We start from the raw sequence: 24,838 nt of genomic DNA, 5'->3' as shown, positions 1-24,838 counted from the left end.
ATGCCGACAGTCGCCCCGCTCGATCTCGAAGGCCATTGCGTGGCCGCTGTATTTCTCGATGACGTTCCACATTTCGCGCTCGCCGACGGCTCCATCCACCGGCTGGATCACGGCCACAAGACCGAACAGGCCAATGACGGGCTGCTGTGCGCCTTCCACGATAGCGCCAACGACCGGCTGATCACCGGCGGCGAGGACGGCAAGGTGTTCGCGGTTCAAGCGGGCGGCGCGGTGGAGCAACTGGCCGAGGCCGGCCGCAAATGGATCACCAGCGTCGCCGCAGGCCCGCAAGGCGCGATCGCCTACGCTTCCGGGCGCACCGCCTTCGTGCGGTTCGCGGACGGCAAGGTTAAGGAATTCACCCATCCGCGCTCGGTGGAAGGCATCGCCTTCGCGCCCAAGGGCATGCGCATCGGCGTTGCCCGCTACAATGGCGCGACCCTGCATTTCGCCGCCACCGAGGGCAAGCCTGTCGAGTTGGAATGGGCGGGCGCGCATACCGGCATCGCCTTCTCGCCGGACGGCAATTTCCTCGTCACCACCATGCAGGAAAACGCCCTGCACGGCTGGAAGCTGGCCGATGGCAAGCATATGCGCATGACCGGCTATCCGGCCAAGGTAAAGAGCCTTTCGTGGTCGCCGAAGGGCCGCTGGCTGGCCAGCTCGGGTGCGCCGGCGGCCATCGTCTGGCCCTTTCAGGGCAAGGACGGGCCGATGGGCAAGGCGCCGCTGGAGCTCGGCACACGCGGCAACGCCATGGTCACATGTGTAAGCTGCCACCCCAGCCAGGATGTCGCAGCCATCGGCTATGACGATGGCATGGTGCTGGCAGCACGTTTCGCCGACGGCAAGGAGGTGCTTCTGCGCCGCCCTGGCAAGGGAGCGATCACCTCCATGGCATGGGACAGCGAAGAGCGCCGCATCGCGTTCGGCAGCGCTGCTGGCGATTGCGGCGTCATCGACATTGCAGGCTGAAAGGACCGGGCCGGTTAAGAGAGCCGGATTTCACTCAACGGAACAGGACACCTTGCCCTCGAAGATAGCGGTTTTCCCCTCACCGCCGGTTGCCCCGGTCATATCGAACACTTCGAGCGCATAGCCGCCCGCAAAGGTTCCAGCCTCACCCGCCACCGTCTTCATGGTGAGTTCGGCATAGCCGTGCGGCCGGTCGCCTTCCCGTTCGCGATAGAGCACCAGCCGCAATTCGGAGCCGTCCAGCCAGTACTGCGCCAGATGCCCGCGCTCGAAGCCCACCTTGCGCAGATCTTCCGCCACGACATCGTCACGGATTTCGATTGCGCCCTGAAGGCTGAACACTGGACTGCCCATGCCGTGGGTGACGCCGCCGCTCACCTCGATCGACACCGCTTTGCCTTCGGCGCTGCACGAAAATCCGCCCGAAGCCGCAACCGGGCCGGATGCCAGCATTGCCGGGAAGAACCAGATGATTGCACGCATCGCGACCTGCTCCTGAAACGCCGCATGATCGACATCGCAGGCAACGGGTCAAGCCCGCGCTGAGCCAATGGAGATTCGCCGCGCGGCCAGTTGCCGTGCCTAAACGCCCCTATATAGTGACGCCGGTTCTTTTGTAGCGGACAGGACATGGCGGGCAGCGGACAGGCGCAGGGCGGGATCGGGCAGGAGCGCATAGGAGCTGTGCGTGAGAGGGAGGCGAAGGCGTTTCGCGAGGCCCGGCCCAAAACCGCCGCGAGGCTGGGCAACGGTATTGCCGGCTTCCTCGACGGCGTGCCTATGCACTGGATGAAGGACTGGCCGACGCCCTTCCCCATACTGGTCGATCAGGCGCGCGGGGCCACCATCACCGACATCGACGGCAACCGGCTGGACGATTTCTGCCTTGGCGATACCGGCTCGATGTTCGGCCATTCGCCGCCACCGGTGGCGCGCGCCATCCGCAGGCAGGCGGGGCGCGGCCTCACCTACATGCTGCCCTCGGAAGAGGCGATGGCCACAGGTCCGCTGTTGCAGGAGAAATTCGGCCTGCCTTTCTGGCAGATCGCCACCACGGCCACCGATGCCAACCGATTCGCGCTGCGCATCGCGCGGGCGGTGACGGGGCGCGAAAAGATCCTTGTCTTCAATGGCTGCTATCACGGCTCGGTGGACGAGACGATGGTGCGGCTGAAGGACGGAAAGCCGATCAACAGACCGGGACTGGCCGGTGAATTCCGCGACCTGACACGCACGGCGAAGATCGTGGAGTTCAACGACATTGCGGCCCTCGGGGCCGCGCTTGCCGGCCGGGACGTGGCCTGCGTCATCACCGAGCCGGTGCTGACCAATTCCTGCATGGTCCTGCCCGATCCGGACTTCCACGCGGCGCTGCGCCGCCTGACCCGCGATGCCGGCACGCTGCTCCTGATCGACGAGACGCACACCATCTCGACCGGCCCCGGCGGCTACACGCGCGCCTTCGGGCTGGAGCCGGACCTGTTCGTGCTCGGCAAGCCGGTGGCCGGGGGCGTGCCGGCCAGCGTGTGGGGGATGAGCGAGGATGTCGCCTCGCGCTACGCCGATTATCGGCGCACCCATGAACCCGGCTATTCCGGCATGGGCACCACCCTGTCCGCCAATCCGCTTCAATTCGCAGCCATGCGCGCCACGCTCGAAGAGGTAATGACGGCGGAAAACTACGCGCATATGGAGCATCTGGCGCGGCGTCTCGACGCCGGGCTCACCGCCGTCATCGACCGCTATCGCCTGCCCTGGCATGTCGCGCGGGCCGGCGCGCGGGTCGAGTTCATCTGCGCGCCGGGGCCTTTGAAAAATGGCGGCGAGGCGGAAGCCGCCCATGCGCCGGAACTGGAAGCGGCGCTGCATGTCGCGCTGGTCAACCGTGGCGTGCTGATCGCCCCCTTCCACAACATGATGCTGATTTCCCCTGCCACGAGGCCCGCGCAGGTGGACCGGCTGATCCGTGCCTTCGGCGATGTCGTGAAACGGCTCACCGATTGATCATCACGCTTGCGTCGATTACCCGTATCGGCAAATCGGCATTCCTTTCCGGAGATACCCATCATGACCTCCCCCTCGGGCTCGACGCCCGGCGAAGCCCAGGCTTTTCTGGACGTCCATCCGGAGATCGAAGCCTTCGACATCGTGCTGACCGACGCCAATGGCGTCGGGCGCGGCAAGATCATCCGCCGTCATGAGCTGTTGGGCCTGTACACAGGCGGCAGGCACATGCCGATCTCGATCCTCGGCCTCGACATCACCGGCGAGGACGTTCACGAAACCGGGCTGATCTGGGATTCGGGCGACGGCGACCTGCGTGCGTGGCCTGTCCCGGGAACATTGGTGCCGCTTTACGGCACCAGCCCGGCGCGCGGGCAGGTGCTGATGGCCATGTACCACCTCGACGGCGCGCCGATGAGCTCGGATCCACGCCACGCGCTGGCACGACAGGTAGCAAAGCTGGCCGAAAAAGGCCTGCATCCGGCCGGCGCCTTCGAGCTGGAATTCTTCCTGCTCGCCAATGAGCGCGATGCCGAGGGCAAGGTACAGCCGGCCGGCGCGGTGCTGGACGGGCGGCGCTCGGCCAAGACGGAAGTCTATTCCGTCGATCACCTCCACGGCATGGAGCCGCTGTTCTCCGACATCTATGCGGCTGCGAAGGAACAGGGCATTCCGGCCGAGACGGTGATCTCGGAATACGCACCCGGTCAGTACGAGCTTACGCTTAACTACCGCAAGGATATATTGCGCGCCGCCGACGATCTGGTGATGCTGAAGCGAATCGTGCGGACGCAGGCGCGCCGCCATGGCGTTACCGCGTGCTTCATGGCCAAGCCCATCGAGCAATATGCCGGCTCCGGCATGCACCTGCATGTTTCCCTGCTCGACCGCGAGGAGCAGAACGCCTTCACCGAAAAGCCGGGCGAAACATGGTCGCCGCTGCTGCTTCATGCGTTGGGCGGGCTTGCCGCCACCATGGCCGAATCCATGCTGGTTTTCGCCCCGCACGCCAATTCGTGGCGGCGCTTCGTCTCGCAATCCTATGCTCCGGTGGCGCCGACATGGGGCGTCAACAACCGCTCGGTGGCGCTGCGCGTGCCGGCCGGAGACGCGAAGAACCGGCGCATCGAGCATCGCCCGTCCGGCGTCGATGCCAATCCCTATCTGGTTGCAGCTACGGTGCTGGCCGGCATCGCCAGGGGCATCGACGAGGAACTGGACCCCGGCCCGGAGACGACCGGCAACGGCTATGAGGCCGACAGCTGCGACAGCGCCATGCCGGCGGACTGGCGGGCAGCGATCGATGCGGCAACTGCATCTGCGTTCCTGCGCGAGGCGCTGGGACCTGACCTGCACAACACCTTCACCGCCATAAAGCAGGCCGAATATTTCCGGGTCGCACGCACGGTGAGCGAACTGGACTACCACCTCTATCTGCATGAGGTGTAGGCAGAATATGTAAGCAAAAACTTACATAAAGCTTCAGCGCACCAGAATGGCGCGCAGGTCGTTGACATTCGTTCCGGTCGGCCCCGGAACGAACAGGTTGTCCACCGCATCGAAGGCCGTCCACGCATTGTTGGCTGCCAGCATGGCGCGCGCATCGACACCGGAGGCCCGCATGCGGCGCACGGTTTCGCCATCGCAGAAAGCGCCGGCATTGTCCTCGGAACCGTCGATGCCGTCGGTGTCGGCCGCCAGCGCATGGATGCCGTCGACGCCGTCGATGCCGAGCGCGAAGGACAGCAGGAATTCGGTGTTGCGGCCGCCCTTGCCTTTGGCCCGCAGCGTCACTGTCGTTTCGCCACCTGACAGCAGCAGCACGGGCTTCCGGAAAGGCCGGTTACGGGTGGCGATCTCGCGGGCTATCGCGGCATGGACCGACCCCACCTCGCGCGCCTCGCCCTCGATGGAATCGGACAGGATGACGGCCTCGACGCCCTGCCTTTTCGCCTCCGCCACGGCAGCCTCCAGCGAAACGGCGGCAGAGGCGATCAGCTTCACCTCGTTGCGGACGAAGCGCTCATCGTCGGGGCGCGGCGCGTCGGCTTCCGGCGAGTTGAGATGCGCCATCACACGTTCCGGCAGCTCGATGCCGTAGGTTTGGACAGCCTTCAGCGCATCGGCACGGCTGGCTGCGTCAGGCACCGTAGGGCCGGACGCCACCAGCGCCGGATTGTCGCCTGGAATGTCCGACACGATCAGCGACACCACACGCGCCGGCCAGGCCGCCGCCGCCAGCCTGCCGCCCTTGATGGCGGAGACATGCTTGCGGATGGCGTTCATGACCGAGATCGGCGCTCCTGATGCGAGCAGCGCCTCGTTGACGGCGATTTCATCCGCCAGCGTCAGCGAACCGGCGGGAGCCGGCAGCAGGGCCGAGCCACCGCCGCAGACCAGCGCCACGACGAGATCGTCTTCATTCAACCCCTCCACCAGCCGCAACAGGCGTTGTCCGGCTTCGAGCCCGGCATCGTCAGGCACAGGATGGGCAGCCTCGATCACCTCGATGCGCTTGGTCGGCGCGCCATAACCGTAGCGGGTGACGACAAGTCCCTCGACAGGCCCGTCCCATACCTTTTCGAAGGCGGCCGCCATCTGCGCCGCGCCCTTGCCGGCGCCGATGACGACGGTGCGCCCTTTGGGCCGCTCAGGCAGGCGATCGCGGATCGCCCTCTCCGGATCGGCAGCGGCAACAGCCGCCTCAAAGATCGACGCAAGAAACGGCTTCGGGTCCACGGTCAAAGGCTCCTTCCCCAATTATGGAATTTCTTTGTATGGCCGCACTTGCGCGGTCAAGCCGCATGACACTGCGTTATCCGGCAATGACGCTCTTTGCCGGTTTGCCGGCGACATACACTTCCCGCACGGCGCGGTCGTCGCCCAATGTCTGCAACAGGAACAGTTCCTCGGCGAGGGACGTCACCGTCTCCATGCGCAGTTCCATGACGGAAGTTGCACGGCTGTCCAGCACGACGATATCGGCATCGGTGCCTTCCTCCAGCGTGCCGACGCGACCGGCTACAGAGAGGGCTTCGGCGTTACCGCGCGTGATCTGCCAGAAGGACTGGAACGGGTTCAGCTTCTCGCCCTGCAAGGCGATCACCTTGTAGCCCTCGTCCATGGTGCGCAGCATGGAATAGTTGGTGCCGCCGCCGACATCCGTGGCCGCCGCGATGCGCAAGGGTTTTTCGCGCCGACGATAGCGCTGGTAGTCGAACAGGCCGGAGCCGAGGAAGAGGTTGGAGGTGGGGCAGAAAACCGCCACCGAGCCGGTGTCGGAAAGGGCGTCCGCCTCGCGTTCGGACAGATGGATGGAGTGGCCGAGCAGCGTGCGCGATCCCAGCAGGCCGTAATGCGCATAGACGTCCGTGTAGTCTCTCGCCTGCGGATAGAGCTCGCAGGTATAGGCGATCTCGGCATGGTTTTCCGACAGATGCGTCTGGATGTGCAGATCGGGAAATTCCTTCGCCAGTGCGCCGGCCATATCCATCTGCCGGGGGGTCGAGGTGATGGCGAAGCGCGGCGTGATGGCATAATGCTGGCGGCCCTTGCCGTGCCATTCTGCGATCAGCGCCTTCGAGTCGTCGTAGCCGGATTGCGGCGTGTCGGTGAGACCGTCCGGCGCATTGCGGTCCATCATCACCTTGCCGGCGATGTTGAGCATGTCGCGGTCGTGCGACTCGGCGAAGAAGGCTTGCGCCGACTCCTTGTGCACCGAGCAATAGGCGGCGACCGTGGTGGTGCCGTGGCGGATCACCTCGTCGAGGAACAGGCGCGCGATGCGGCGGCCGTGCTGGGCGTTCAGGAACTTCGTTTCTTCCGGGAAGGTATATGTGTTGAGCCACTCCAGCAGTTCCGCGCCATAGGAGGCGATGACCTGCATCTGCGGGAAATGGGCATGTGCGTCGATGAAGCCCGGCATCAGCAGGTGCGGGCGGTGGTCGACCCTCGCCGCATCGTCCGCGGCTTTCGGGGCGACATCGGCATAGGCGCCGGCGGCGACGATCTTGCCGTCCTTCATCAAGAGGCCGCCGTCTTCCTCATAGCGCCACGCTCCATGATCGTCGATCGCTTCGGGCCAGCGCAGGAAGGTGAGCGTACGGCCACGCAAAAGAGTTTCGGTCAAGGCAGATCCTTCGCTTTTTGGCTGAGGACGATCCGGCGCGTCGGCCCGCCGGAAGGCTTACATCATTCGCGCCCGTCTTCGAACCAGGCAATGAGCAACTGGCGCTCGCGATCCGTCATCTGGGTGACGTTGGCCGGCGGCATGGCATGGCTGCGGCCGGCCTGAAGGTAGATTTCGCGAGCGTGGGAAGCGATGGCATCGTCGCTGTCCAGCACCACGCCCTTGGGCGCATGATAGATGCCGTCATAGAACGGCTCGGCGGAGTGGCACATGGCGCAACGCCCCATCACGGTGTCGCGCACGGCGGGAAAATGCGTGGAGGCGACATAGACTTCGCCGGTGGCGGAAGCAGCCTTCGGCTCGCCGGTCAGCACCTTCGGCACGGTGGACAGCCAGATGATGATGACGAACAGGATCGCCGCCACCAGCCAGGTCCAGGTCGGGTTGCCCTTGCGGGCATGGCCGGTGTTGAAATAGTGGCGGATCAGCACGCCGATCAGGAACACCAGCGAGGCGATGACCCAGTTGTACTGGGTGCCGAACGCCAGCGGGTAGTGGTTCGACAGCATCAGGAACAGGACGGGCAGGGTCAGGTAGTTGTTGTGAACCGACCGCTGCTTGGCGATCTTGCCATATTTGGGGTCCGGCTTGCGGCCGGCGATCAGGTCGGCCACCAGGATCTTCTGGTTGGGAATGATGACCATGAAGACGTTGGCCGACATGATCGTCGCGGTAATCGCGCCCAGATGCAGGAAAGCGGCGCGGCCGGTGAACAGATGGGTCAGCCCCCAGGCGATGAACACCAGGATGACGTAAAGCACGATCATCAGGCCGGTGTCGCTCTTGCCGAGCGAGAACTTGCACAGATTGTCGTAGAACAGCCAGCCGACGCCGATCGTGGCCAGCGAAATGCCGATGCCGACCGGCACGGAAACGTCGAGCACGCTGGGATCGATCAGGAAGAGGTCCGCACCCGCATAATAGACGATGCACAGCAGCGCGAAACCCGACAGCCAGGTGGCATAGCTCTCCCATTTGAACCAGGTCAGATGCTCCGGCATGGCGGCCGGGGCCACCAGATATTTCTGGATATGGTAGAAACCGCCGCCATGAACCTGCCATTCCTCGCCAAAGGCGCCTTCGGGCAGGCCGGGCCGTTGCCGCAGCCCAAGGTCGAGGGCCACGAAGTAAAAGGACGAACCGATCCATGCGATGGCCGTAATGACGTGCAGCCACCGCACGGCAAACGACAACCAGTCCCAGAAAATCGCGAAATCCAGCATGCTCCACCCCTGTTCGGCAGAGAACGACTTTACGGACTGCCTCCTGAACGAAAAGGGGGCAATGGCACGAGGACTTTCAAAAAAAATTGGAAAATACTATCGTCGCCGCACGCAGCTTCATGAAAGCCACGAAATCCGCATGGCCTATCTCGACAATATTGCCGTCTTCGTCCGTGTCGTCGAACTGGGAAACCTGTCGGCCGCCGGCCGCGACATGCGCATTTCCCCTGCCGTCGCGTCCAACCGGATCAAGGAGCTGGAAAAGCACCTCGGCGTGAGGCTGTTCAACCGCACCACACGGCAATTGATGCCTACCGAGCAGGGAACCGTTTTCTACACCGGCGCGAAGCAGATTCTCGACGCCGTCGCCCAAGCGGAAGCCGCCGTTACCGCTCTTTCCGGCCAGCCGCGCGGCACCATCCGCGTTACCGCGCCGCTGGGGCTCGGACGCCGCCTCATCGCTTCAGGCATTCCGGAGTTCCACGACAAATATCCCGACATCGAGGTGCGCCTTCGCCTCTCCGACCACAATGTCGATATCCTGAAGGAGGGCATCGACGTCGCGTTCCGCCTGGGTGTCATCGAGGATTCGTCGCTGCGCCTGCGCGGCATCATGGAATGCGAGCGGGTTCTGGTTGCCTCGCCGGCCTATCTGGAACGGCGCGGAGAACCGGTCAGCATCAGCGAGCTCATCGAGAAGAAGCACGATTGCCTGATGTTGCGCTATCCGGGCTCGCGCGAGTTCTACTGGATATTGCAGACGCCTTCAGGTCCGCAGAAATTCGAGTTTCGCGGTCCTTATGACAGCGACGACGGCGATGTGCTGACGGAATGGGCGCTCGGTGGACGGGGCATCGTCAACAAGCCGCGTTTCGAGGTCGAACCCTATCTGCGCGAGGGGCGTCTGCGCGTCATCCTCGCACAGACGCCGCCTACCCCGGTTCAGCTTGCCGCGGTTTATCCGCACAAGAAGCTGCAGGATCCGAAAGTACGGTTGCTGCTCGACTTCATGGCGGAACGCTGCCAGCGGCTCATTCGCGAGGCGCTGGAGCGCCGGCCGGCGAATATCGCTGCCAAATAGCCGCAGGCAGCTTGAGGAACCGATCACGGGGCCACACATTGTTGGGCGAGGTGGCGCGGTCTTGCCGCGCCCCATCGATCAATCATGGAAGGGAAAGTCCAATGGCAATGATCCAGACCCGCAACGATCTGAAGTCGAACACGCGCGCCTCCTCCATAGAGGTGCTGAACGCACGGCTGGCAGACGCCATCGATCTGGCGCTGATCACCAAACAGGCGCACTGGAACGTGAAGGGTCCGCAGTTCATTGCCATTCATGAAATGCTCGACACGTTCCGCACCGAACTGGATGGCCATGTCGACACGATCGCTGAACGCGCCGTGCAGCTCGGCGGCACCGCTTACGGCACATCGCAGGTTGTGGCGAAGGACACGAAGCTGGCCCCCTACCCCACCGACATTCACAAGACCAAGGACCATCTTGCCGCACTGATCGACGCCTATGCGACCGCAGCGAAGAGTGTACGCGAGGCAATCGACGAGACGGACGAGGCCGGCGATGCCGATACCGCGGATATCTTCACCGCCTATTCGCGCTCGCTCGACAAGTTCCTGTGGTTCCTGGAAGCTCACACGCAGGAAAAGGAATAGCCTTATCCATGCCTTGCCGGGAGGCCGTTCGCGGCCTTCCGGCAGGACGCCTGAGCCGCCCCTTCATGCAGGGTCAGCGCGGACATGATCTCCGCGGCTGCAAGGGCCGCGATCACCGCCGGTCGCTTGTCGCGCACCGCCTCGCCACCGATGGGCGAGACGAGATGCGAAAACTCTTCTTCCGTGCCATCGGCAACCTTCAGAAACCAGCTTCGGAACGTGGCCTTCTTGGTTTTCGAGCCGATCATGCCGACATAGGCCGCATCGCGCCGCTTCAAAGCTTCGGCGACGATCAGGAAGTCCAGCGCATGATCGTGGGTCAGGATGGCGAAGGCCGATCCGGCCGGCGCTGCACGCACAGCCTCCTCCGGCATGGGCGTCAGCATCGTCTCCACGCCGGACACAATGCCTTCCAGCTCGCTGGCGCGGGTTTCCACGACGATGGCATGCACGGGCAGCAGGGCGACAGCAGCCGCAATCGCCTTGCCGACATGGCCGCCACCGAAAATATAGAAATGGGGCAGCATCGCCTCCTCCCGCTCGGCCTCGCGGATCAGGCCGGAGGCCAGCCCGTCATCGCCAAGCCTGATCTCGACCTCGACCCGCCCGCCGCAGCACTGGCCGATTTCCGGTCCCAGCGGCACGTCGAGCATGGTTGGCGCATCGCCGGATTTGCCGAGAACCTGCCGGGCCTTGTCGATGGCCATATATTCGAGCTGGCCGCCACCGATGGTGCCATAAGTGGTCAGGGTCGACACCAGCATCCACGCGCCGGTCTCGCGCGGCGTGGAGCCTTTGGTTCCGGCCACCCTGACCAGCGCGAACCTGCCCGCGCCCGCGAGAAAGGACTTCAGACTGTGAACGGTCGAGGCCACTTCATGCCTCCGCACATTTCCCGGCTCTGCAAACGGACAAATCCTTCATGCCCATAAGATAGGCTCCCAACCCGGCCAGCGCTACTTCGCGACCTGCGCCTTCAGCCGCTCCACGGCCATCAGCACCCGTTCCGGCGTGGCCGGCGCATCGAGGCGCGGACAGATCCGGTGATCCGCAACGCTGGCAACGGCATCCGACAATGCATGCAGCACCGCAAGCCCCAGCGGCAGCGGCGGCTCACCCACGGCCTTGGAGCGATGAATGGTCGGCTCATAAGCCTCCGACCAGTTGGTCAGCGCCACGTTGAAGATCTTCGGCCGGTCCGATGCCAGCGGTATCTTGTAGGTGGAAGGCGCATGGGTGCGCAGGCGGCCCTTGTCATCCCACCACAATTCCTCGGTGGTCAGCCAGCCCATGCCCTGAATGAAGCCGCCCTCGACCTGTCCGATGTCGATGGCCCTGTTCAGCGAGCGGCCGGTATCGTGCAGGATGTCGGTGCGCTCGACGACATACTCGCCGGTCAGGGTGTCGACCGAGACTTCCGAACAGGCAGCGCCATAGGCGTAGTAGTAGAAAGCGTGGCCACGCCCTTTGGCGCGGTCCCAGTGGATTTTCGGGGTCTTGTAGAAACCCGCAGCCGAAAGCTGGATGCGGTTCATGTAGGCCTGCCTGACCAGTTCGTTGAAGGCAATCTCCTCGTTGCCCACCCGCACCCGGTTGGGCAGGAACACCACCTGATCGCGCGGGATCTGATGCGTTTCGGCGGCGAAATCGATCAGGCGATCCTTGATCTGGCGCGCCGCATCCTGCGCCGCCATGCCGTTCAGGTCGGCGCCGGACGAGGCGGCGGTGGGCGAGGTGTTGGGCACCTTGGCCGTGGTGGTGGCGGTGATCTTCACCCGATCGAGGTCGATCTGGAATTCTTCCGCGACAACCTGCGCGACCTTCAGATGGAGGCCCTGCCCCATCTCGGTGCCGCCGTGGTTCATGTGCACCGAACCGTCGGTGTAGACATGCACCAGCGCGCCGGCCTGGTTGGACTCGGTCTTGGTGAAGGAGATGCCGAATTTCACCGGCGTCAGCGCCAGCCCGCGCTTGACCACCGGACTGCCGGCATTGAACTCGGCAATCGCCTTGCGCCGTCCGGCATAGTCGGCGCTCTCTTCCAGTTCGGCGACGATGCGCTGGATGATGCAGTCCTCGACCTTCTGGTGATAGGGCGTGATATTGCGCTCGCCATCCACGCCCATCGCATCGTAGAAATTCAGCTTGCGGATTTCCAGCGGGTCCTTGCCGACGGCGAATGCCACCTCGTCGATGACGCGTTCGGCGCCCACCATGCCCTGCGGCCCGCCGAAGCCACGGAAGGCCGTGTTCGACACGGTGTTGGTGTAGAGCGGCGCCGACTTCGCGTGCACATGCGGGAAGAAATAGGCGTTGTCGCAGTGGAACAGGGCCCGGTCGCCTACCGGTCCGGACAGGTCTGCCGAGAAACCCGCGCGCAGCGCGAAGGTGTAGTCAACGCCGAGGATGCGGCCCTCTTCGTCGAAGCCGACATCGTAGTCGATGGCGAAATCGTGCCGCTTGCCGGTAGCAAGCATGTCCTCGTCGCGGTCGAGGCGCAGCTTGACCGCGCGCTTCAGCTTCTTGGCGGCGATTGCCGCCAGCGCCGCGCACTGGTTGGCCTGCGTTTCCTTGCCGCCGAAACCGCCACCCATGCGGCGCACCTCGATGGCGACCGAATGGCTGGGAACCCCCAGCGCATGGGCGACCATGTGCTGGGTTTCGCTCGGCCCCTGCGTCGAGCAGTAGACGAGAACGTCCTCGTCCTCGCCCGGAATGGCCAGCGACACCTGGCCCTCGAGATAGAAATGGTCCTGCCCGCCGAGACGCATGCGACCCTTCACCCGGCGCGGCGCGCTGGCAAGCGCTGCGGCCGCGTCGCCGCGCTTCAAGGTCAGCGGTGTGGTCACCTGCCTGTGGGTTTCGACATCGACATCCCAGATGTCGATGACCGCCGGCAGTTCCTCATATTCGATCTTCGCCAGCCTCGCGGCGCGGCGCGCCTGTTCGCGCGTCTCGGCGATGACGCAGAAGATCGGCTGGCCATGGAATTCGACCTTGCCATCGGCAAGCACCGGGTCGTCGTTCATGCCGCTCGGCGAAATCTCGTTGACGCCGGGTATGTCGCTCGCCGTCAGCACATCGACAACGCCGGGAGCCGCCCGCACGGCGGACAGATCCATCGAGCGGATGGTGCCATGGGCGACGTTGGCGAGGCCAAGCCCGGCGTGCAGGGTGCCGAAAGGTTCCACGATGTCGTCGATATAGACCGCCGTGCCGGTGACATGCTTGTGCGCGGAATCATGGCGCGGCGACGCATGGACGCCGCCGACGATCTTCTCGGCCTTGAGATTGCTTGTGTGCTTCGTCATCGATCCTGCCTCATCGATCCCGCCCCCTTGGCGGTGCCCGGAGCGGTTTTGACGAAATCGCCGAAACCCCTCCAGGCATTTTTTTCGCATTCCCGGACGCAAAACCGCTTCGCACTTTTGCTGGAAATGCTCTGCGCGCCTCGCGGCCACTCAGGCCGCAACGGTATATCTCGATACGCGCGCCGGAACCTTTGCCCCGGATGTTTCCAGATGGAAGCGGCGCAACAGGTTCTTCGCCGCCAGCATTCGATATTCCGCCGTGGCGCGCATGTCGGTCAGCGGTGTGAAATCCTGCTCATAGGCAGGGATCGCCGCCTCGATCGTCGCTTCCGTCCACGGTTTTCCGGTCAGTGCGGCCTCGACCGCGCTTGCCCGTTTCGGCGTCGCGGCCATGCCGCCATAGGCGATGCGGATTTCCTTCACCGTGCCGTCGGCGGCAAGTTCGAGATGGAATGCGCCCAGGGTCGCGGTGATGTCTTCCTCGCGGCGCTTGGAAATCTTGTGAACCGCATAATGGATGCCTTCGCCCGGCACCGGCACATGAACGGCCTCGACGAACTCGCCCGGCTGACGGTCCTGCTTGCCATAGGCAATGAAGAACTCTTCCAGCGGGATGGTGCGCTGCGCCGCGCCCTTGCGCAGGGTGAGCCTGCTGCCAAGCGCAATCAGCGGCGGCGGCGTGTCGCCGATGGGCGAGCCGTTGGCGATGTTGCCGCCGATGGTTCCCATGTTGCGGACCTGCTCGCCGCCGATGCGGGCCACCAGAGCGCCAAGTGCCGGGATACGCCGCGAAAGATAGTCGAACGCCTCGCTGTAGGTGACGCCGGCGCCGATGGTGACGACGCCGTTTTCCTCGCTCATGGAGCGCAGTTCCCGCACGCCGCCGATGAAGACGGCCGGCGAGATGTTGCGCATCATCTTGGTGACCCAGAGCCCGACATCGGTGGAGCCCGCCACCACGGTCGCCTTCGGCTCCGCCTCCAGAACCGCGGCAAGATCATCGACATCGGCCGGCACGATCAGGCGCCCACCGCCCTCGCCGACCTCGACGCGGGAACCGTCATCCATCCGCGCCAGCCGCGCGAGGATCGAGGCGCGCTCACTGGCCAGCGGGTCCTCGCTCACCCTGCCATAGCTGGAAATGGCGCGCGCGGAGCGGATGATGGCCTCATAGCCGGTGCAGCGGCAAAGATTGCCCTGCAACGCCTTCTCGATCTCGAAATCGGAGGGGTCTGGCGAGCGCATCCACAGCCCGTAGAGCGACATGACGAAGCCCGGCGTGCAGAAGCCGCATTGCGAGCCGTGGAAATCCACCATGGCCTGCTGCACCGGATGCAGCCGCCCTTCGTTCGGCGCCAGATGCTCGACCGTCACGACATGGCAGCAATCGAGCGAACCCGTGAAGCGGATGCAGGCGTTGACGCCCTCATAGACCAGTTCGCCGCCGACCCGCTTGCCGACCAGAACCGTGCAGGCCCCGCAGTCGCCCTCGGCACAGCCTTCCTTGGTGCCGCGCAGGTTCTGCGACAGACGCAGCCAGTCGAGCAGCGTCTGATCCGGCGCCACCGAAGTGAGCACCACATCGCGATCGTTCAGAATGAAGCGTAGCTCGTGGCGTATTGCTGCGGCCATCGCTTTAGCTCCCCCGATAGGTGGAGTATCCGTAGGGCGATATCAGTAAAGGCACATGATAGTGCTTCGGTTCCGCCATGCCAAACCGGATCGGCACGATGTCGAGGAAAGCGGGCTCCGGCAATGCCGTGCCCTGCCCGCGCAGATAGTCGCCGGCAGCGAAAACCAGTTCGTACTCGCCGGTACGGAATTCCTCTCCCGCCAGAAGCGGCGCGTCGCAGCGGCCATCCGAGTTGGTGACGACGGTCTTGAGCAGCATGCACTCACCCGCCTCGACACGAAACAGCTCTATGGAAAGTCCCGCCGCCGGCTTGCCGGATGCCGTATCGAGCACATGAGTTGTCAGACGGCCACCCGCCGCCTCTGCCTTCGCTCCCACCTGTTCGCCTCCCGTTCAAGCTACGCCGGATATGCAATCCATGCCAAAATTGCAGCAGTTGATTGTGCGTCATTTAACGGCGCGGCATAAGGGCTGCCGCCCGACCGGAGCCCAAAAACACTTTCAAATTTTTTGAGGGGAATGCCACACCTTCCCTTTGGATACTCTGTCGATGGAAATTGCCAGCCTGGAGCTTTCGAACATGCGTTATCTGCGTGACATGCGCGGCTATGGAGCCAATCCACCGGATGCGGCATGGCCGGGCGGTGCGCATGTCGCGGTGCAATTCGTGGTCAATTACGAGGAAGGCGGTGAAAACTGCATCCTTCACGGCGACAAGGCGTCCGAAGCTTTCCTGTCGGAAGTGACGGGTGCGGTGCCATGGCCGGGCAAGCGCCACTGGAACATGGAATCCATCTACGAATACGGCGCCCGCGCCGGCTTCTGGCGGCTGCACCGGCTGTTCACGCAAGCAGACGTGCCGGTCACCGTCTACGGCGTCGCCTCCGCGCTTGCCCGCTCGCCCGATCAGGTCGCCGCCATGCAGGCGGCGGACTGGGAAATCGCCACCCACGGCCTGCGCTGGATCGACTATCGCGACCATGAGGAAGACGCCGAGCGCGCCGACCTCATCGAAGCGATCCGCCTGCACACGGAAGTCGTCGGCGAGCGGCCGCGGGGCATGTATCTGGGCCGGACGTCGGTCTGGTCGGTCCGGCTGGCCGCGGCCGAAGGCGGCTTCGACTACATCTCCGACACCTATGACGACGACCTGCCCTACTGGCTCGACCATGACGGCCACGGCAACGCCATCCCGCCGCAACTGGTCATCCCCTATACGCTCGACGCCAACGACATGCGCTTCGCCATTCAGGCTGGCTTCACCGAGGGCGAGCAATTCTTCACCTATCTGAAGGACGCATTCGACACGCTTTATGAGGAAGGCAAGACCGGCAAGGCGAAGATGATGTCGATCGGCCTGCATTGCCGCCTGATCGGGCGGCCGGGCCGCGTGGCGGCGCTGAAGCGCTTCATCGACTATGTCAAAAGCCACGACAAGGTCTGGCTGCCGCGCCGCATCGACATTGCCCGGCACTGGAAGGAGCATCATCCCTACAAGGCTCCGGCGCTGCGCCCTTCCCGCATGGACGAGGCAAGCTTCGTCAAGGCGTTCGGCGGCATCTTCGAGCATTCGCCATGGATCGCCGAGCGCGCGTGGAAGCTGGAGCTCGGTCCCGCCCATGACAGTGCCGGCGGGCTGCACAATGCGCTCTGCCGCGCTTTCCGCTCCGCCAGCGAAACGGAGCGTCTGGGCGTGCTCACCGCCCACCCCGACCTTGCCGGCAAGCTGGCGCAGGCGAAACGCCTGACGCCCGAATCGACCGCCGAGCAGGCGTCCGCAGGGCTGGATGCTTTGACCGACGAGGAGCGCGAGACCTTCACCCGGCTCAATGCCGCCTATGTGGAGAAGTTCGGCTTCCCCTTCATCATCGCGGTCAAGGACAATACGAAGGCGAGCATCCTCGCCGCCTTCCGGACCCGCATAGACAACGACCGCGCCACGGAGTTCGCCACGGCGTGCCGGCAGGTCGAGCGCATCGCCCTGCACCGCCTCGGAGATCTCCTTCCCCTGTAGGATTCCAATCATGGACATGACCGCCATGCCGAAACGCACCTATTACGCTCCGCAAGGCGGTCTGCCGCCCCAGAGCGATCTGATCACGGACCGCGCCGTTTTCACCGACGCCTATGCGGTGATACCGCGCCGGGAGTTCAGCGACATCGTCGCTTCCTATCTGCCCTTCTGGGAAAACACGCGCCTGTGGGTCATCGCCCGCCCGCTGTCCGGCTTCGCCGAGACCTTCTCGCAATACATCATGGAAGTGCAGCCGGGCGGCGGCAGCGACCGGCCCGAGCCCGATGCCGATGCCGAAGGCGTTCTGTTCGTGGTCGAGGGGGAGATCGCCGTGACGCTCGACGGCACGACCCATCGGCTCACCCCCGGAGGCTATGCCTTCCTGCCGCCCGCAAGCGGCTGGACATTGCGCAACGACAGTCGGGAAACGGCCCGCTTCCACTGGATTCGCAAGGCTTACGAGTTCGTGGACGGCGTCGACGTGCCCGACTCGATCTTCACCAACGAGAACGACATCGAGCCGGCGGCGATGCCCGACACGGACGGAAAATGGGCGACCACCCGCTTCGTCGATCCGGCAGACATCCGCCACGACATGCATGTCACCGTCGTTACCTTCAAGCCAGGCGGCATCATCCCCTTTCCCGAAACCCACGTCATGGAGCATGGCCTCTATGTGCTGGAGGGCAAGGCGGTCTACCGTCTCAATCAGGACTGGGTCGAGGTGGAGGCCGGCGACTACATGTGGCTGCGCGCCTTCTGCCCGCAGGCATGCTATGCGGGCGGGTCCGGCAATTTCCGCTACCTGCTCTACAAGGACGTGAACCGGCACGCGGCTCTCGGCGGCTTCGGGAGACAGGGATGAACGGCACCATCGTCGCCAGACCGCTGACGCGCGACAGCTTCGCGGACTTTGGCGATGTGATCGACACCGATTGCGACACCCACTATCCGATCAATGCCGGCAAGTGCGAGCGCTATCATGACCTCGCGAAGGTGGAAGCGACCGGACCCAACTGCCGGGTGCTGATCTCCATCTTTTGCGGAACGCCCTACGCGTTTCCGCACCGGCTCTCCATGGTCGAGCGTCATCCGCTCGGCAGCCAGGCGTTCGTTCCCTTGTCGCCGCGCTCCTTCGTGGTGATCGTTTGCCCGGATGGGCCGGACGGCCCCGGCACGCCACAAGCCTTCGTCACAGCGCCGGGACAGGGCGTCAACTATCATCGCAATGTCTGGCACGGCGTGCTCACGCCTGTCGGCGAGCCGCAGAACTTCGTCGTGGTCGATCGCGGCGGCGACGGCTCCAATCTCGAGGAATTCTACTTCTCCCATCCTTATGAGATCCGCCTGCCGGAAGGGTTTCAGGCATGAGCGACGTTTCCCTGATCGACCGCCTTCTCGATGTCATCGAGAACGATATCGTTCCGAAGACAGCCGGGGGAGTGGCGAAGGGAAACAAGCTTTTCGGCGCGGCGCTGCTGCGCAAGTCCGACAGGTCGCTGGTTCTGGCCGAAACCAACAACGAGATTGAAAACCCGCTCTGGCACGGCGAGATGCATTGCCTGAAGCGCTTCTATGAAATCCCGAAGGCCGAACGCATCGAAACCGCAGACGCGATTTTCCTCTCCACGCATGAGCCATGCTCGCTATGCCTTTCGGCCATCACATGGGCTGGCTTCGACAATTTCTACTATCTCTTCAGCCATGAGGATTCCCGCGACAGCTTCGCCATTCCCCACGACCTGAATATCCTTAAGGAGGTCTTCAGGCTGGAACCGGGCGGCTACAATGCCGAGAATGCCTACTGGAAAAGTTTTTCAATTCGAAAACTGGCGCGCGAAGCGCCCAGGGAAGAGCAGGAGCGGCTGGAAAAGCGCATTTCGGCTATTTCCGCTCGCTATGACGACCTGTCCGCCGCCTATCAGGCGGGGAAGAATCAAAACGATATCCCGTTGAATTAACAACTTTTCTGTTTGCGACATTTCGAAGCGTCGCATCCGAATGAAACCCTTGAAATTCGTTCGTGGAAATCGGCGATTTCCACTCTCAAACCCGCTCAGAATAGCGGTTCTTGTCTGTTTGCGACATTCAATTCGACCGGTGGCGGCGGCTCGCTTGCTCCAGTTGCGACATGCAAATTACGCCAGCGCATGTCGCATACAGTCCAGTTACGGGTTGACCCAGACCGCATTATTCATCGTAATTGAAAAAATAAAAATGGCCGCAGGGTCGAACCACAGAGTGAGGGAGCTCTAGAAATGTCAGGCGAACTGGATTTTTTAAGCCGTGCGGTTGCAACAGGCAAACTCAGCCGGCGTGATTTCCTCGGCCGCGCCGCGGCGCTCGGCGTCGGTGCGGCAGTGGCCAACACGATGCTCGCCACCGCGGCCCGTGCGCAGACCCCGCAAAAAGGCGGCGCGCTCAAGATGGGCCTCGTGGGGGGCGAGTCCACCAACAGCCTCGACCCGGCCCAGTTCCTGACGCAGGTGCCGCAGAATTTCGGCTCCACCTGGGGCGAGCTGCTGGTGCTCCAGTCGCCGGAAGACGGCAGCGCCCAGCCGGTTCTGGCGGAATCGTGGGACGCTTCCGACGACGCCTCCGAATGGGCGTTCAAGATCCGCAAGGGCGTCACCTTCCACAACGGCAAGGACCTCACTCCCGAGGACGTCGCCCAGACCATCCGCCGCCACTCCGATGAGAACACGAAATCGGCCGCGCTCGGCGTGCTGGGCGATATCGACGAGGTTGTGGTGGACGGCGACAACGTCGTCTTCAAGCTCAAGCGCGGCAATGCCGACCTGCCCCTGCTGCTGACGGACTACCATCTGATCATCCAGCCGAACGGCGGCTACGACGACCCGACTGCCGGCATCGGCACCGGCCCCTACAAGGTGGAGGTGAACGAACCCGGCGTGCGCCACATGTCGGTGAAATATGACGGCTACTGGCGCGACGATGTCGGCCATGTCGATTCCGTCGAGGTGATCGTCATGAACGACACCACCGCCCGCATGGCGGCGCTGCAATCCGGTCAGGTGCACATCATCAACCGCGTGGAACCCAAGACCGTCGCCCTGCTCAAGCGCGCTCCCGGCGTCGTCGTCGTCAACGTGCCCTCCAAGGGCCACTACATCTTCCCGATGTTCTGCAACACCGCGCCGTTCGACAATGCTGACCTGCGCATGGCGCTCAAGCTGGCCGTCGACCGCGAGCAGATGGTGCAGCAGATCATGCAGGGCTACGCCTCGATCGGCAACGACTTCCCGATCTCCAAGAGCTATGCCCTCTATCCGGAAGGAATAGAGCAGCGGACCTACGATCCTGACAAGGCGAAGTTCCATCTCGAGAAATCCGGCCACAGCGGGCCGATCCTCCTGCGCACCTCGGACGTCGCCTTCCCCGGCGCCGTGGATGCCGCTCAGCTCTTCCAGCAGAGCGCGGCAAAGGCCGGCATCCAGATCCAGGTGCAGCGCGAGCCGGGCGACGGCTACTGGACCGAGGTTTGGAACAAGCAGCCTTTCTGCGCCTCCTACTGGGGCGGTCGCCCGACACAGGATTCGATGTATTCGACCGCTTACATCACTGGTGCCGACTGGAACGACACGCGCTTCTTCAACGAAAAGTTCGACAAGATCATCCTCGAGGCGCGCGCCGAACTGGACAGCGCCAAACGCACGGAAATGTACCGCGATGCGGCCATGATCGTGCGCGACGACGGCGGCCTCATCCTGCCCATGTTCAACGACTTCATCGATGCCCATCGCGAGGAAGTCCAGGGCTGGGTCATGGACCCGAACCACGAAACCTCCAACCTCAAGGCGGCCATCCGTGTCTGGCTGAAGCAGGGGTGAGACGCACCTGATGGGAAGTGCGCTTATCCTGCGGCTGATCGCCCAGCGTCTCGCGCTGGGCGTTCTCCTCCTTTTCGCCGTTTCGGTGCTGATCTTCGCCGGCACACAGATTCTTCCGGGCGATGTGGCCCAGTCGATCCTCGGGCAGGCGGCAACACCTCAGGCGCTGGAGAACCTCCGGCGCGAGCTCGGCCTCAACGATCCGGCCTATATCCGCTATTTCCGCTGGCTTGGCGGCGTGCTCACCGGCGATTTCGGCACCGCACTGTCCAACCGGCGCGATATTGCGGAAGCGCTCGGAGGGCGGCTCTGGAACACCCTGTTCCTTGCCGGCTGCGCGGCGGTGATCTCGGTGCCGCTCGCCATTCTGCTCGGGCTGCTGGCCGTGCGCTACCGCAACGGCGTCATCGACAAGGCGATCTCCGGCTTTGCGCTTGCCTCGACCTCCCTGCCTGAATTCTTCATCGGCTATCTGCTGATCCTGTTCTTCGCCGTGGAACTGCAATGGTTTCCGGCCAGCTCGACCGTTTTCGACACCATGTCGTTCGGCGCGCGGTTGCAGGCCATCGCCCTGCCGGCGATCACGCTGACGCTGGTGGTGCTGGCGCACATGATGCGCATGACGCGCGCGGCGATCCTCAACGTCATGCAATCGGCCTATATCGAGACGGCGGAACTCAAGGGGCTTTCGGCCTTCGACATCATCCGCAGGCATGCCATGCCCAACGCCGTGGCGCCCATCGTCAATGTGGTGATGCTCAACCTTGCCTATCTCATCGTCGGCGTCGTCGTCGTGGAGGTGATCTTCGTCTATCCGGGCATGGGCCAGTATCTGGTCGACCATGTCTCCAAGCGTGACGTGCCGGTGGTGCAGGCTGTGGGCCTGATCTTCGCCGCCGTCTATATCGGCCTCAACATGATCGCGGACATCGTGGCCATTCTGGCCAATCCCCGCCTCAGGCATCCGAAATGAGGCCCGCGCGTGCTTGACCTGAAACGCATTCCGCTGAGCGCCCTGATCGGCCTTTTCCTGACAGCGCTGTTCCTGTTCGCGGCTCTGTTCGCACCATGGATCGCTCCCTACGGCAATGGCGAGATCGTCGGCGACGTATGGGGGCCGATGTCCGCCACGCATCTGCTCGGCACCGACAATCTTGGCCGCGACCTGCTCTCGCGCATGATCTACGGGGCGCGCATCACCATTTTCATCGCGGTGGCGGCCACGGCGCTCTCCTTCATCCTCGGCTCCGTGCTCGGCTTTACCGCCGCGGTGATAGGCGGATGGATCGACCAGACCATGTCGCGCTTCGTCGATCTTCTGATGTCGATCCCGACCCTGATCTTCGCGCTCGTGGTGCTTTCCGTCCTGCCGTCGACGCTGATCACCCTCATCCTCGTCATGGGCATTCTCGACGCAACCCGCGTCTATCGCCTCGCACGCGCCGTTGCGGTGGACATCAACGTCATGGACTTCGTGGAGGCTGCGAAACTGCGCGGCGAAGGCCGGTCCTGGATCATCTTCCGGGAAATCCTGCCAAATGCGCTGTCGCCGCTGGTCGCCGAGCTTGGCCTGCGTTTCATCTTCGCGGTTCTGTTCCTGTCGGCGCTCTCCTTCCTCGGCCTTGGCGTACAGCCGCCGGACGCCGACTGGGGCGGCATGGTCAAGGAAAACAAGGACGGCATCGTGTTCGGCATCCCGGCTGCGCTGATCCCGGCCGGCGCCATCGCGCTTCTGGCGATCTCGGTGAACCTCGTGGCCGACTGGGTGCTGAACCGAACCTCCGACCTGAAGGGAGGCCGTGGCAATGGCTGAACAGCCAAGGAAGAAGGTGCAGGAAGCCGCCAGGGGCACGGGCACGCTGCTCGACATACGCAACCTGCGCATCGAGGCGACCGTCTACCCTCCCGGCGAGGACCCGAAGAACGTCGTCATCGTCGATGACGTCTCGCTCACCGTCGAGCGTGGCAAGGTGCTGGGGCTGATCGGTGAATCGGGAGCCGGCAAGTCCACCATCGGCCTGTCGTCCATGGGCTATGGCCGCGGGGGCGTGCGCATCACCGGCGGCGAGGTCGTCCTCAACGGGCGCGACATCCTCGGGGACGAGCGGGGCCTGCGCAAGCTGCGCGGCAAGGAGGTGTGCTACGTCGCGCAGTCGGCGGCGGCCGCCTTCAACCCCGCGCACAAGCTGATGCGGCAGGTGGTAGAGGCCACGCTGGAACATGGCGTTTCGAGCCGCGAGGAGGCCGAAAAGCGGGCCGTGGACCTGTTCCGCCAGCTCAGCCTGCCCGATCCCGAAAATATCGGCGACCGCTATCCGCATCAGGTTTCCGGCGGGCAGTTGCAGCGCGTGATGACGGCGATGGCGCTGTGCTCGAAACCCGACCTCATCGTCTTCGACGAGCCGACCACGGCGCTCGACGTCACCACCCAGATCGACGTGCTGGCAGCGATCAAGAAGGCGATACGGGACACGGGCGTGGCGGCGCTCTACATCACCCACGACCTGGCCGTGGTGGCGCAGGTGTCGGACGACATCATGGTGCTGCGCCACGGCAAGACGGTGGAATGGGGCGATACGCGCCAGATCATCGAGAAGCCGAAGCAGGATTACACGAAAGCTCTGGTTTCGGTTCACGCCATCGACCACGAGGAACATGCACCGACGCCGGTGCCGATCCTCACGGTCGACAACGTCACCGCCTCCTATGGCGGCGGCAGGGTGAAGGTCCTGCGCGATGTGAGCGTCGATATCCACCCCGGCCAGACGCTCGCCGTCGTCGGCGAATCCGGCTCCGGCAAATCCACGCTGGCGCGCGCCATCACCGGCCTGCTGCCCCCGGAAAGCGGCTCGATCACCTTCGATGGCCGCACGCTCGCCAACAGGCTGGCGGACCGTCCCAAGGAGGACCTGCGCCAGCTCCAGATGATCTACCAGATGGCGGACGTGGCCATGAACCCGCGCCAGACGGTCGGCACCATCATCGGGCGGCCGCTGGAGTTCTATTTCGGGATGCGCGGCGCCGAGCGCAACGCCCGTGTGGCCGAACTTCTCGACAAGATCGAAATGGGCAAGGGATTTGCCGACCGCTATCCGGCGGAGCTGTCTGGTGGCCAGAAACAGCGCGTGTGCATCGCGCGGGCGCTGGCGGCAAAGCCGAAGCTCATCATCTGCGACGAGGTGACCTCGGCGCTGGATCCGCTGGTCGCGAACGGCATTCTGAAGCTGTTGCTCGAACTTCAGGCCGAGGAAGACGTGGCCTACCTGTTCATCACGCACGATCTGGCGACCGTGAGAGCCATCGCCGACTCCATCGCCGTGATGTATCGCGGCGAACTGGTGCGCTACGGGCCGAAGGGCAAGGTTCTCACCCCGCCCTTCGACGCGTATACCGATCTCCTGCTGTCGTCCGTTCCCGAGATGGAGGTCGGCTGGCTGGAAAAGGCAATCTCGAACAGGCGCATGGAGGCGGCGGGCAACTGACGTCTGCCGCTCCGGAGTACGTTCCCGAAAGGCAGGCGTCCGTCCGGAAACGTGATCATTCCTGCAACCGGCTGGAAACAGGAAACCAGCGCCATGCTCGACATGAGTTCGCCAGCCGGATGGGGCTGGTAGCCGCCGACCTTGTCTGAAACGGCGTCCACCCAGTCGTTGAACACGGGGATGATCGCTCCACCTTCATCGCGCACCATCAGGGCGATGTCGCGATACAGGGTCTTGCGCTTCGCCTCATCCAGCTCGGCCCGCACCGCGACCACCATCCGGTCGAAATCCTCACGGCGGAAGCGCCTTTCGTTCCAGTCGGCGCAGGAGATGTAGGCTGTGGAATATTGCTGGTCCTGCGTCGGGCGGCCGAGCCAGTAGGACGCCGAGTGTTGATTTCCGCTGAGAGCTGACCCGGGATTTTCGCCGAGAAGTGACCCGCCTTCATGTATGGTTTGGGTCTTAGGTTTTGGTCAAGGGGCGGC

General features: G+C 63.9%; 21 protein-coding genes. 13 read left to right on the top strand and 8 right to left on the bottom strand.

Annotated elements, in window-relative coordinates; genetic code table 11:
* A complete protein-coding gene (locus tag DES43_RS16090) occupies window positions 1–975 on the top strand; it encodes a WD40 repeat domain-containing protein (protein WP_035030904.1) in 975 nt (324 codons plus the stop codon).
* Window positions 976–1,005: 30 nt separating this feature from the next.
* Here the strand turns inward: DES43_RS16090 and DES43_RS16085 are convergent, their stop codons facing one another.
* Window positions 1,006–1,458: a hypothetical protein gene (locus DES43_RS16085; RefSeq protein ID WP_035030902.1), complete on the bottom strand. Its 453-nt coding sequence runs from the start codon at window positions 1,456–1,458 to the stop codon at window positions 1,006–1,008.
* A 147-nt stretch (window positions 1,459–1,605) separates the two neighbouring features.
* Between DES43_RS16085 and DES43_RS16080 the strand changes: the two genes are divergently transcribed.
* Both DES43_RS16080 and DES43_RS16075 read left to right on the top strand, forming a co-directional pair.
* Window positions 1,606–2,979 (top strand): aspartate aminotransferase family protein, encoded by a 1,374-nt coding sequence (locus tag DES43_RS16080; RefSeq protein WP_133675806.1) that lies wholly within the window; start codon window positions 1,606–1,608, stop codon window positions 2,977–2,979.
* Between the two features lie 63 nt (window positions 2,980–3,042).
* Complete coding sequence (locus DES43_RS16075; RefSeq protein WP_035030897.1) at window positions 3,043–4,428, top strand: glutamine synthetase family protein; 1,386 nt, start codon at window positions 3,043–3,045, stop codon at window positions 4,426–4,428.
* Between the two features lie 33 nt (window positions 4,429–4,461).
* Here the strand turns inward: DES43_RS16075 and DES43_RS16070 are convergent, their stop codons facing one another.
* The 3 genes from DES43_RS16070 to DES43_RS16060 all read right to left on the bottom strand — a co-directional run bounded on the left by DES43_RS16070 (window position 4,462) and on the right by DES43_RS16060 (window position 8,391).
* Entirely contained in the window at window positions 4,462–5,724 is a 1,263-nt protein-coding gene (locus DES43_RS16070; RefSeq protein ID WP_035030895.1) for a glycerate kinase type-2 family protein, read from the bottom strand.
* A 70-nt stretch (window positions 5,725–5,794) separates the two neighbouring features.
* Complete coding sequence (gene guaD / locus DES43_RS16065; RefSeq protein WP_035030892.1) at window positions 5,795–7,108, bottom strand: guanine deaminase; 1,314 nt, start codon at window positions 7,106–7,108, stop codon at window positions 5,795–5,797.
* 62 nt (window positions 7,109–7,170) lie between these two features.
* Complete coding sequence (locus DES43_RS16060; RefSeq protein ID WP_035030890.1) at window positions 7,171–8,391, bottom strand: urate hydroxylase PuuD; 1,221 nt, start codon at window positions 8,389–8,391, stop codon at window positions 7,171–7,173.
* 139 nt (window positions 8,392–8,530) lie between these two features.
* Between DES43_RS16060 and DES43_RS16055 the strand changes: the two genes are divergently transcribed.
* A complete protein-coding gene (locus DES43_RS16055; protein ID WP_035030887.1) occupies window positions 8,531–9,472 on the top strand; it encodes a LysR family transcriptional regulator in 942 nt (313 codons plus the stop codon).
* Window positions 9,473–9,573: 101 nt separating this feature from the next.
* A complete protein-coding gene (gene dps, locus DES43_RS16050) occupies window positions 9,574–10,062 on the top strand; it encodes a DNA starvation/stationary phase protection protein Dps (RefSeq protein WP_035030885.1) in 489 nt (162 codons plus the stop codon).
* A 2-nt stretch (window positions 10,063–10,064) separates the two neighbouring features.
* Here dps and xdhC read toward each other — a convergent pair whose 3' ends face one another.
* The 4 genes from xdhC to uraH form a co-directional block, all read right to left on the bottom strand.
* Window positions 10,065–10,937: a xanthine dehydrogenase accessory protein XdhC gene (gene xdhC / locus DES43_RS16045; RefSeq protein ID WP_051520731.1), complete on the bottom strand. Its 873-nt coding sequence runs from the start codon at window positions 10,935–10,937 to the stop codon at window positions 10,065–10,067.
* Between the two features lie 81 nt (window positions 10,938–11,018).
* Window positions 11,019–13,373, bottom strand: coding sequence for a xanthine dehydrogenase molybdopterin binding subunit (xdhB, locus tag DES43_RS16040; RefSeq protein WP_035030882.1), 2,355 nt, complete (start codon window positions 13,371–13,373; stop codon window positions 11,019–11,021).
* A 150-nt stretch (window positions 13,374–13,523) separates the two neighbouring features.
* Window positions 13,524–15,005, bottom strand: coding sequence for a xanthine dehydrogenase small subunit (gene xdhA / locus DES43_RS16035; RefSeq protein WP_035030879.1), 1,482 nt, complete (start codon window positions 15,003–15,005; stop codon window positions 13,524–13,526).
* A gap of 4 nt (window positions 15,006–15,009) precedes the next feature.
* Window positions 15,010–15,384, bottom strand: a complete 375-nt coding sequence (gene uraH, locus DES43_RS16030; protein ID WP_035030876.1) for a hydroxyisourate hydrolase — start codon at window positions 15,382–15,384, stop codon at window positions 15,010–15,012.
* Between the two features lie 202 nt (window positions 15,385–15,586).
* Between uraH and puuE the strand changes: the two genes are divergently transcribed.
* The 8 genes from puuE (at window position 15,587) to DES43_RS15990 (ending at window position 24,353) form a co-directional block, all read left to right on the top strand.
* Window positions 15,587–17,020, top strand: coding sequence for an allantoinase PuuE (puuE, locus tag DES43_RS16025; RefSeq protein ID WP_035031052.1), 1,434 nt, complete (start codon window positions 15,587–15,589; stop codon window positions 17,018–17,020).
* Between the two features lie 10 nt (window positions 17,021–17,030).
* Window positions 17,031–17,885, top strand: coding sequence for a bifunctional allantoicase/(S)-ureidoglycine aminohydrolase (locus DES43_RS16020; protein WP_133675804.1), 855 nt, complete (start codon window positions 17,031–17,033; stop codon window positions 17,883–17,885).
* Complete coding sequence (locus tag DES43_RS16015; protein ID WP_035030873.1) at window positions 17,882–18,391, top strand: ureidoglycolate lyase; 510 nt, start codon at window positions 17,882–17,884, stop codon at window positions 18,389–18,391. Before DES43_RS16020 ends, DES43_RS16015 begins: the two co-directional genes overlap by 4 nt.
* Window positions 18,388–18,981, top strand: coding sequence for a nucleoside deaminase (locus DES43_RS16010; RefSeq protein ID WP_035030870.1), 594 nt, complete (start codon window positions 18,388–18,390; stop codon window positions 18,979–18,981). The genes DES43_RS16015 and DES43_RS16010 overlap by 4 nt, the downstream gene beginning before the upstream one ends.
* A 297-nt stretch (window positions 18,982–19,278) precedes the next feature.
* Window positions 19,279–20,871, top strand: coding sequence for an ABC transporter substrate-binding protein (locus tag DES43_RS16005; protein WP_035030867.1), 1,593 nt, complete (start codon window positions 19,279–19,281; stop codon window positions 20,869–20,871).
* Window positions 20,872–20,881: 10 nt separating this feature from the next.
* The gene (locus tag DES43_RS16000; protein WP_035030864.1) at window positions 20,882–21,844 is read left to right on the top strand and encodes an ABC transporter permease; all 963 of its coding nucleotides are present in this window, start codon (window positions 20,882–20,884) and stop codon (window positions 21,842–21,844) included.
* Window positions 21,845–21,853: 9 nt separating this feature from the next.
* The gene (locus tag DES43_RS15995) at window positions 21,854–22,684 is read left to right on the top strand and encodes an ABC transporter permease (protein ID WP_133675802.1); all 831 of its coding nucleotides are present in this window, start codon (window positions 21,854–21,856) and stop codon (window positions 22,682–22,684) included.
* Window positions 22,677–24,353 (top strand): ABC transporter ATP-binding protein, encoded by a 1,677-nt coding sequence (locus DES43_RS15990; protein ID WP_051520730.1) that lies wholly within the window; start codon window positions 22,677–22,679, stop codon window positions 24,351–24,353. The genes DES43_RS15995 and DES43_RS15990 overlap by 8 nt, the downstream gene beginning before the upstream one ends.
* Window positions 24,354–24,838 lie beyond the last annotated feature (485 nt).

The sequence above is a fragment of the Aquamicrobium defluvii genome (assembly GCF_004363725.1).
GTDB classification, from domain to species: Bacteria; Pseudomonadota; Alphaproteobacteria; order Rhizobiales; family Rhizobiaceae; genus Mesorhizobium; species Mesorhizobium defluvii.
Note: the sequence above shows the minus strand (reverse complement) of the source record. Positions and strands in the feature narration are given on the sequence as shown.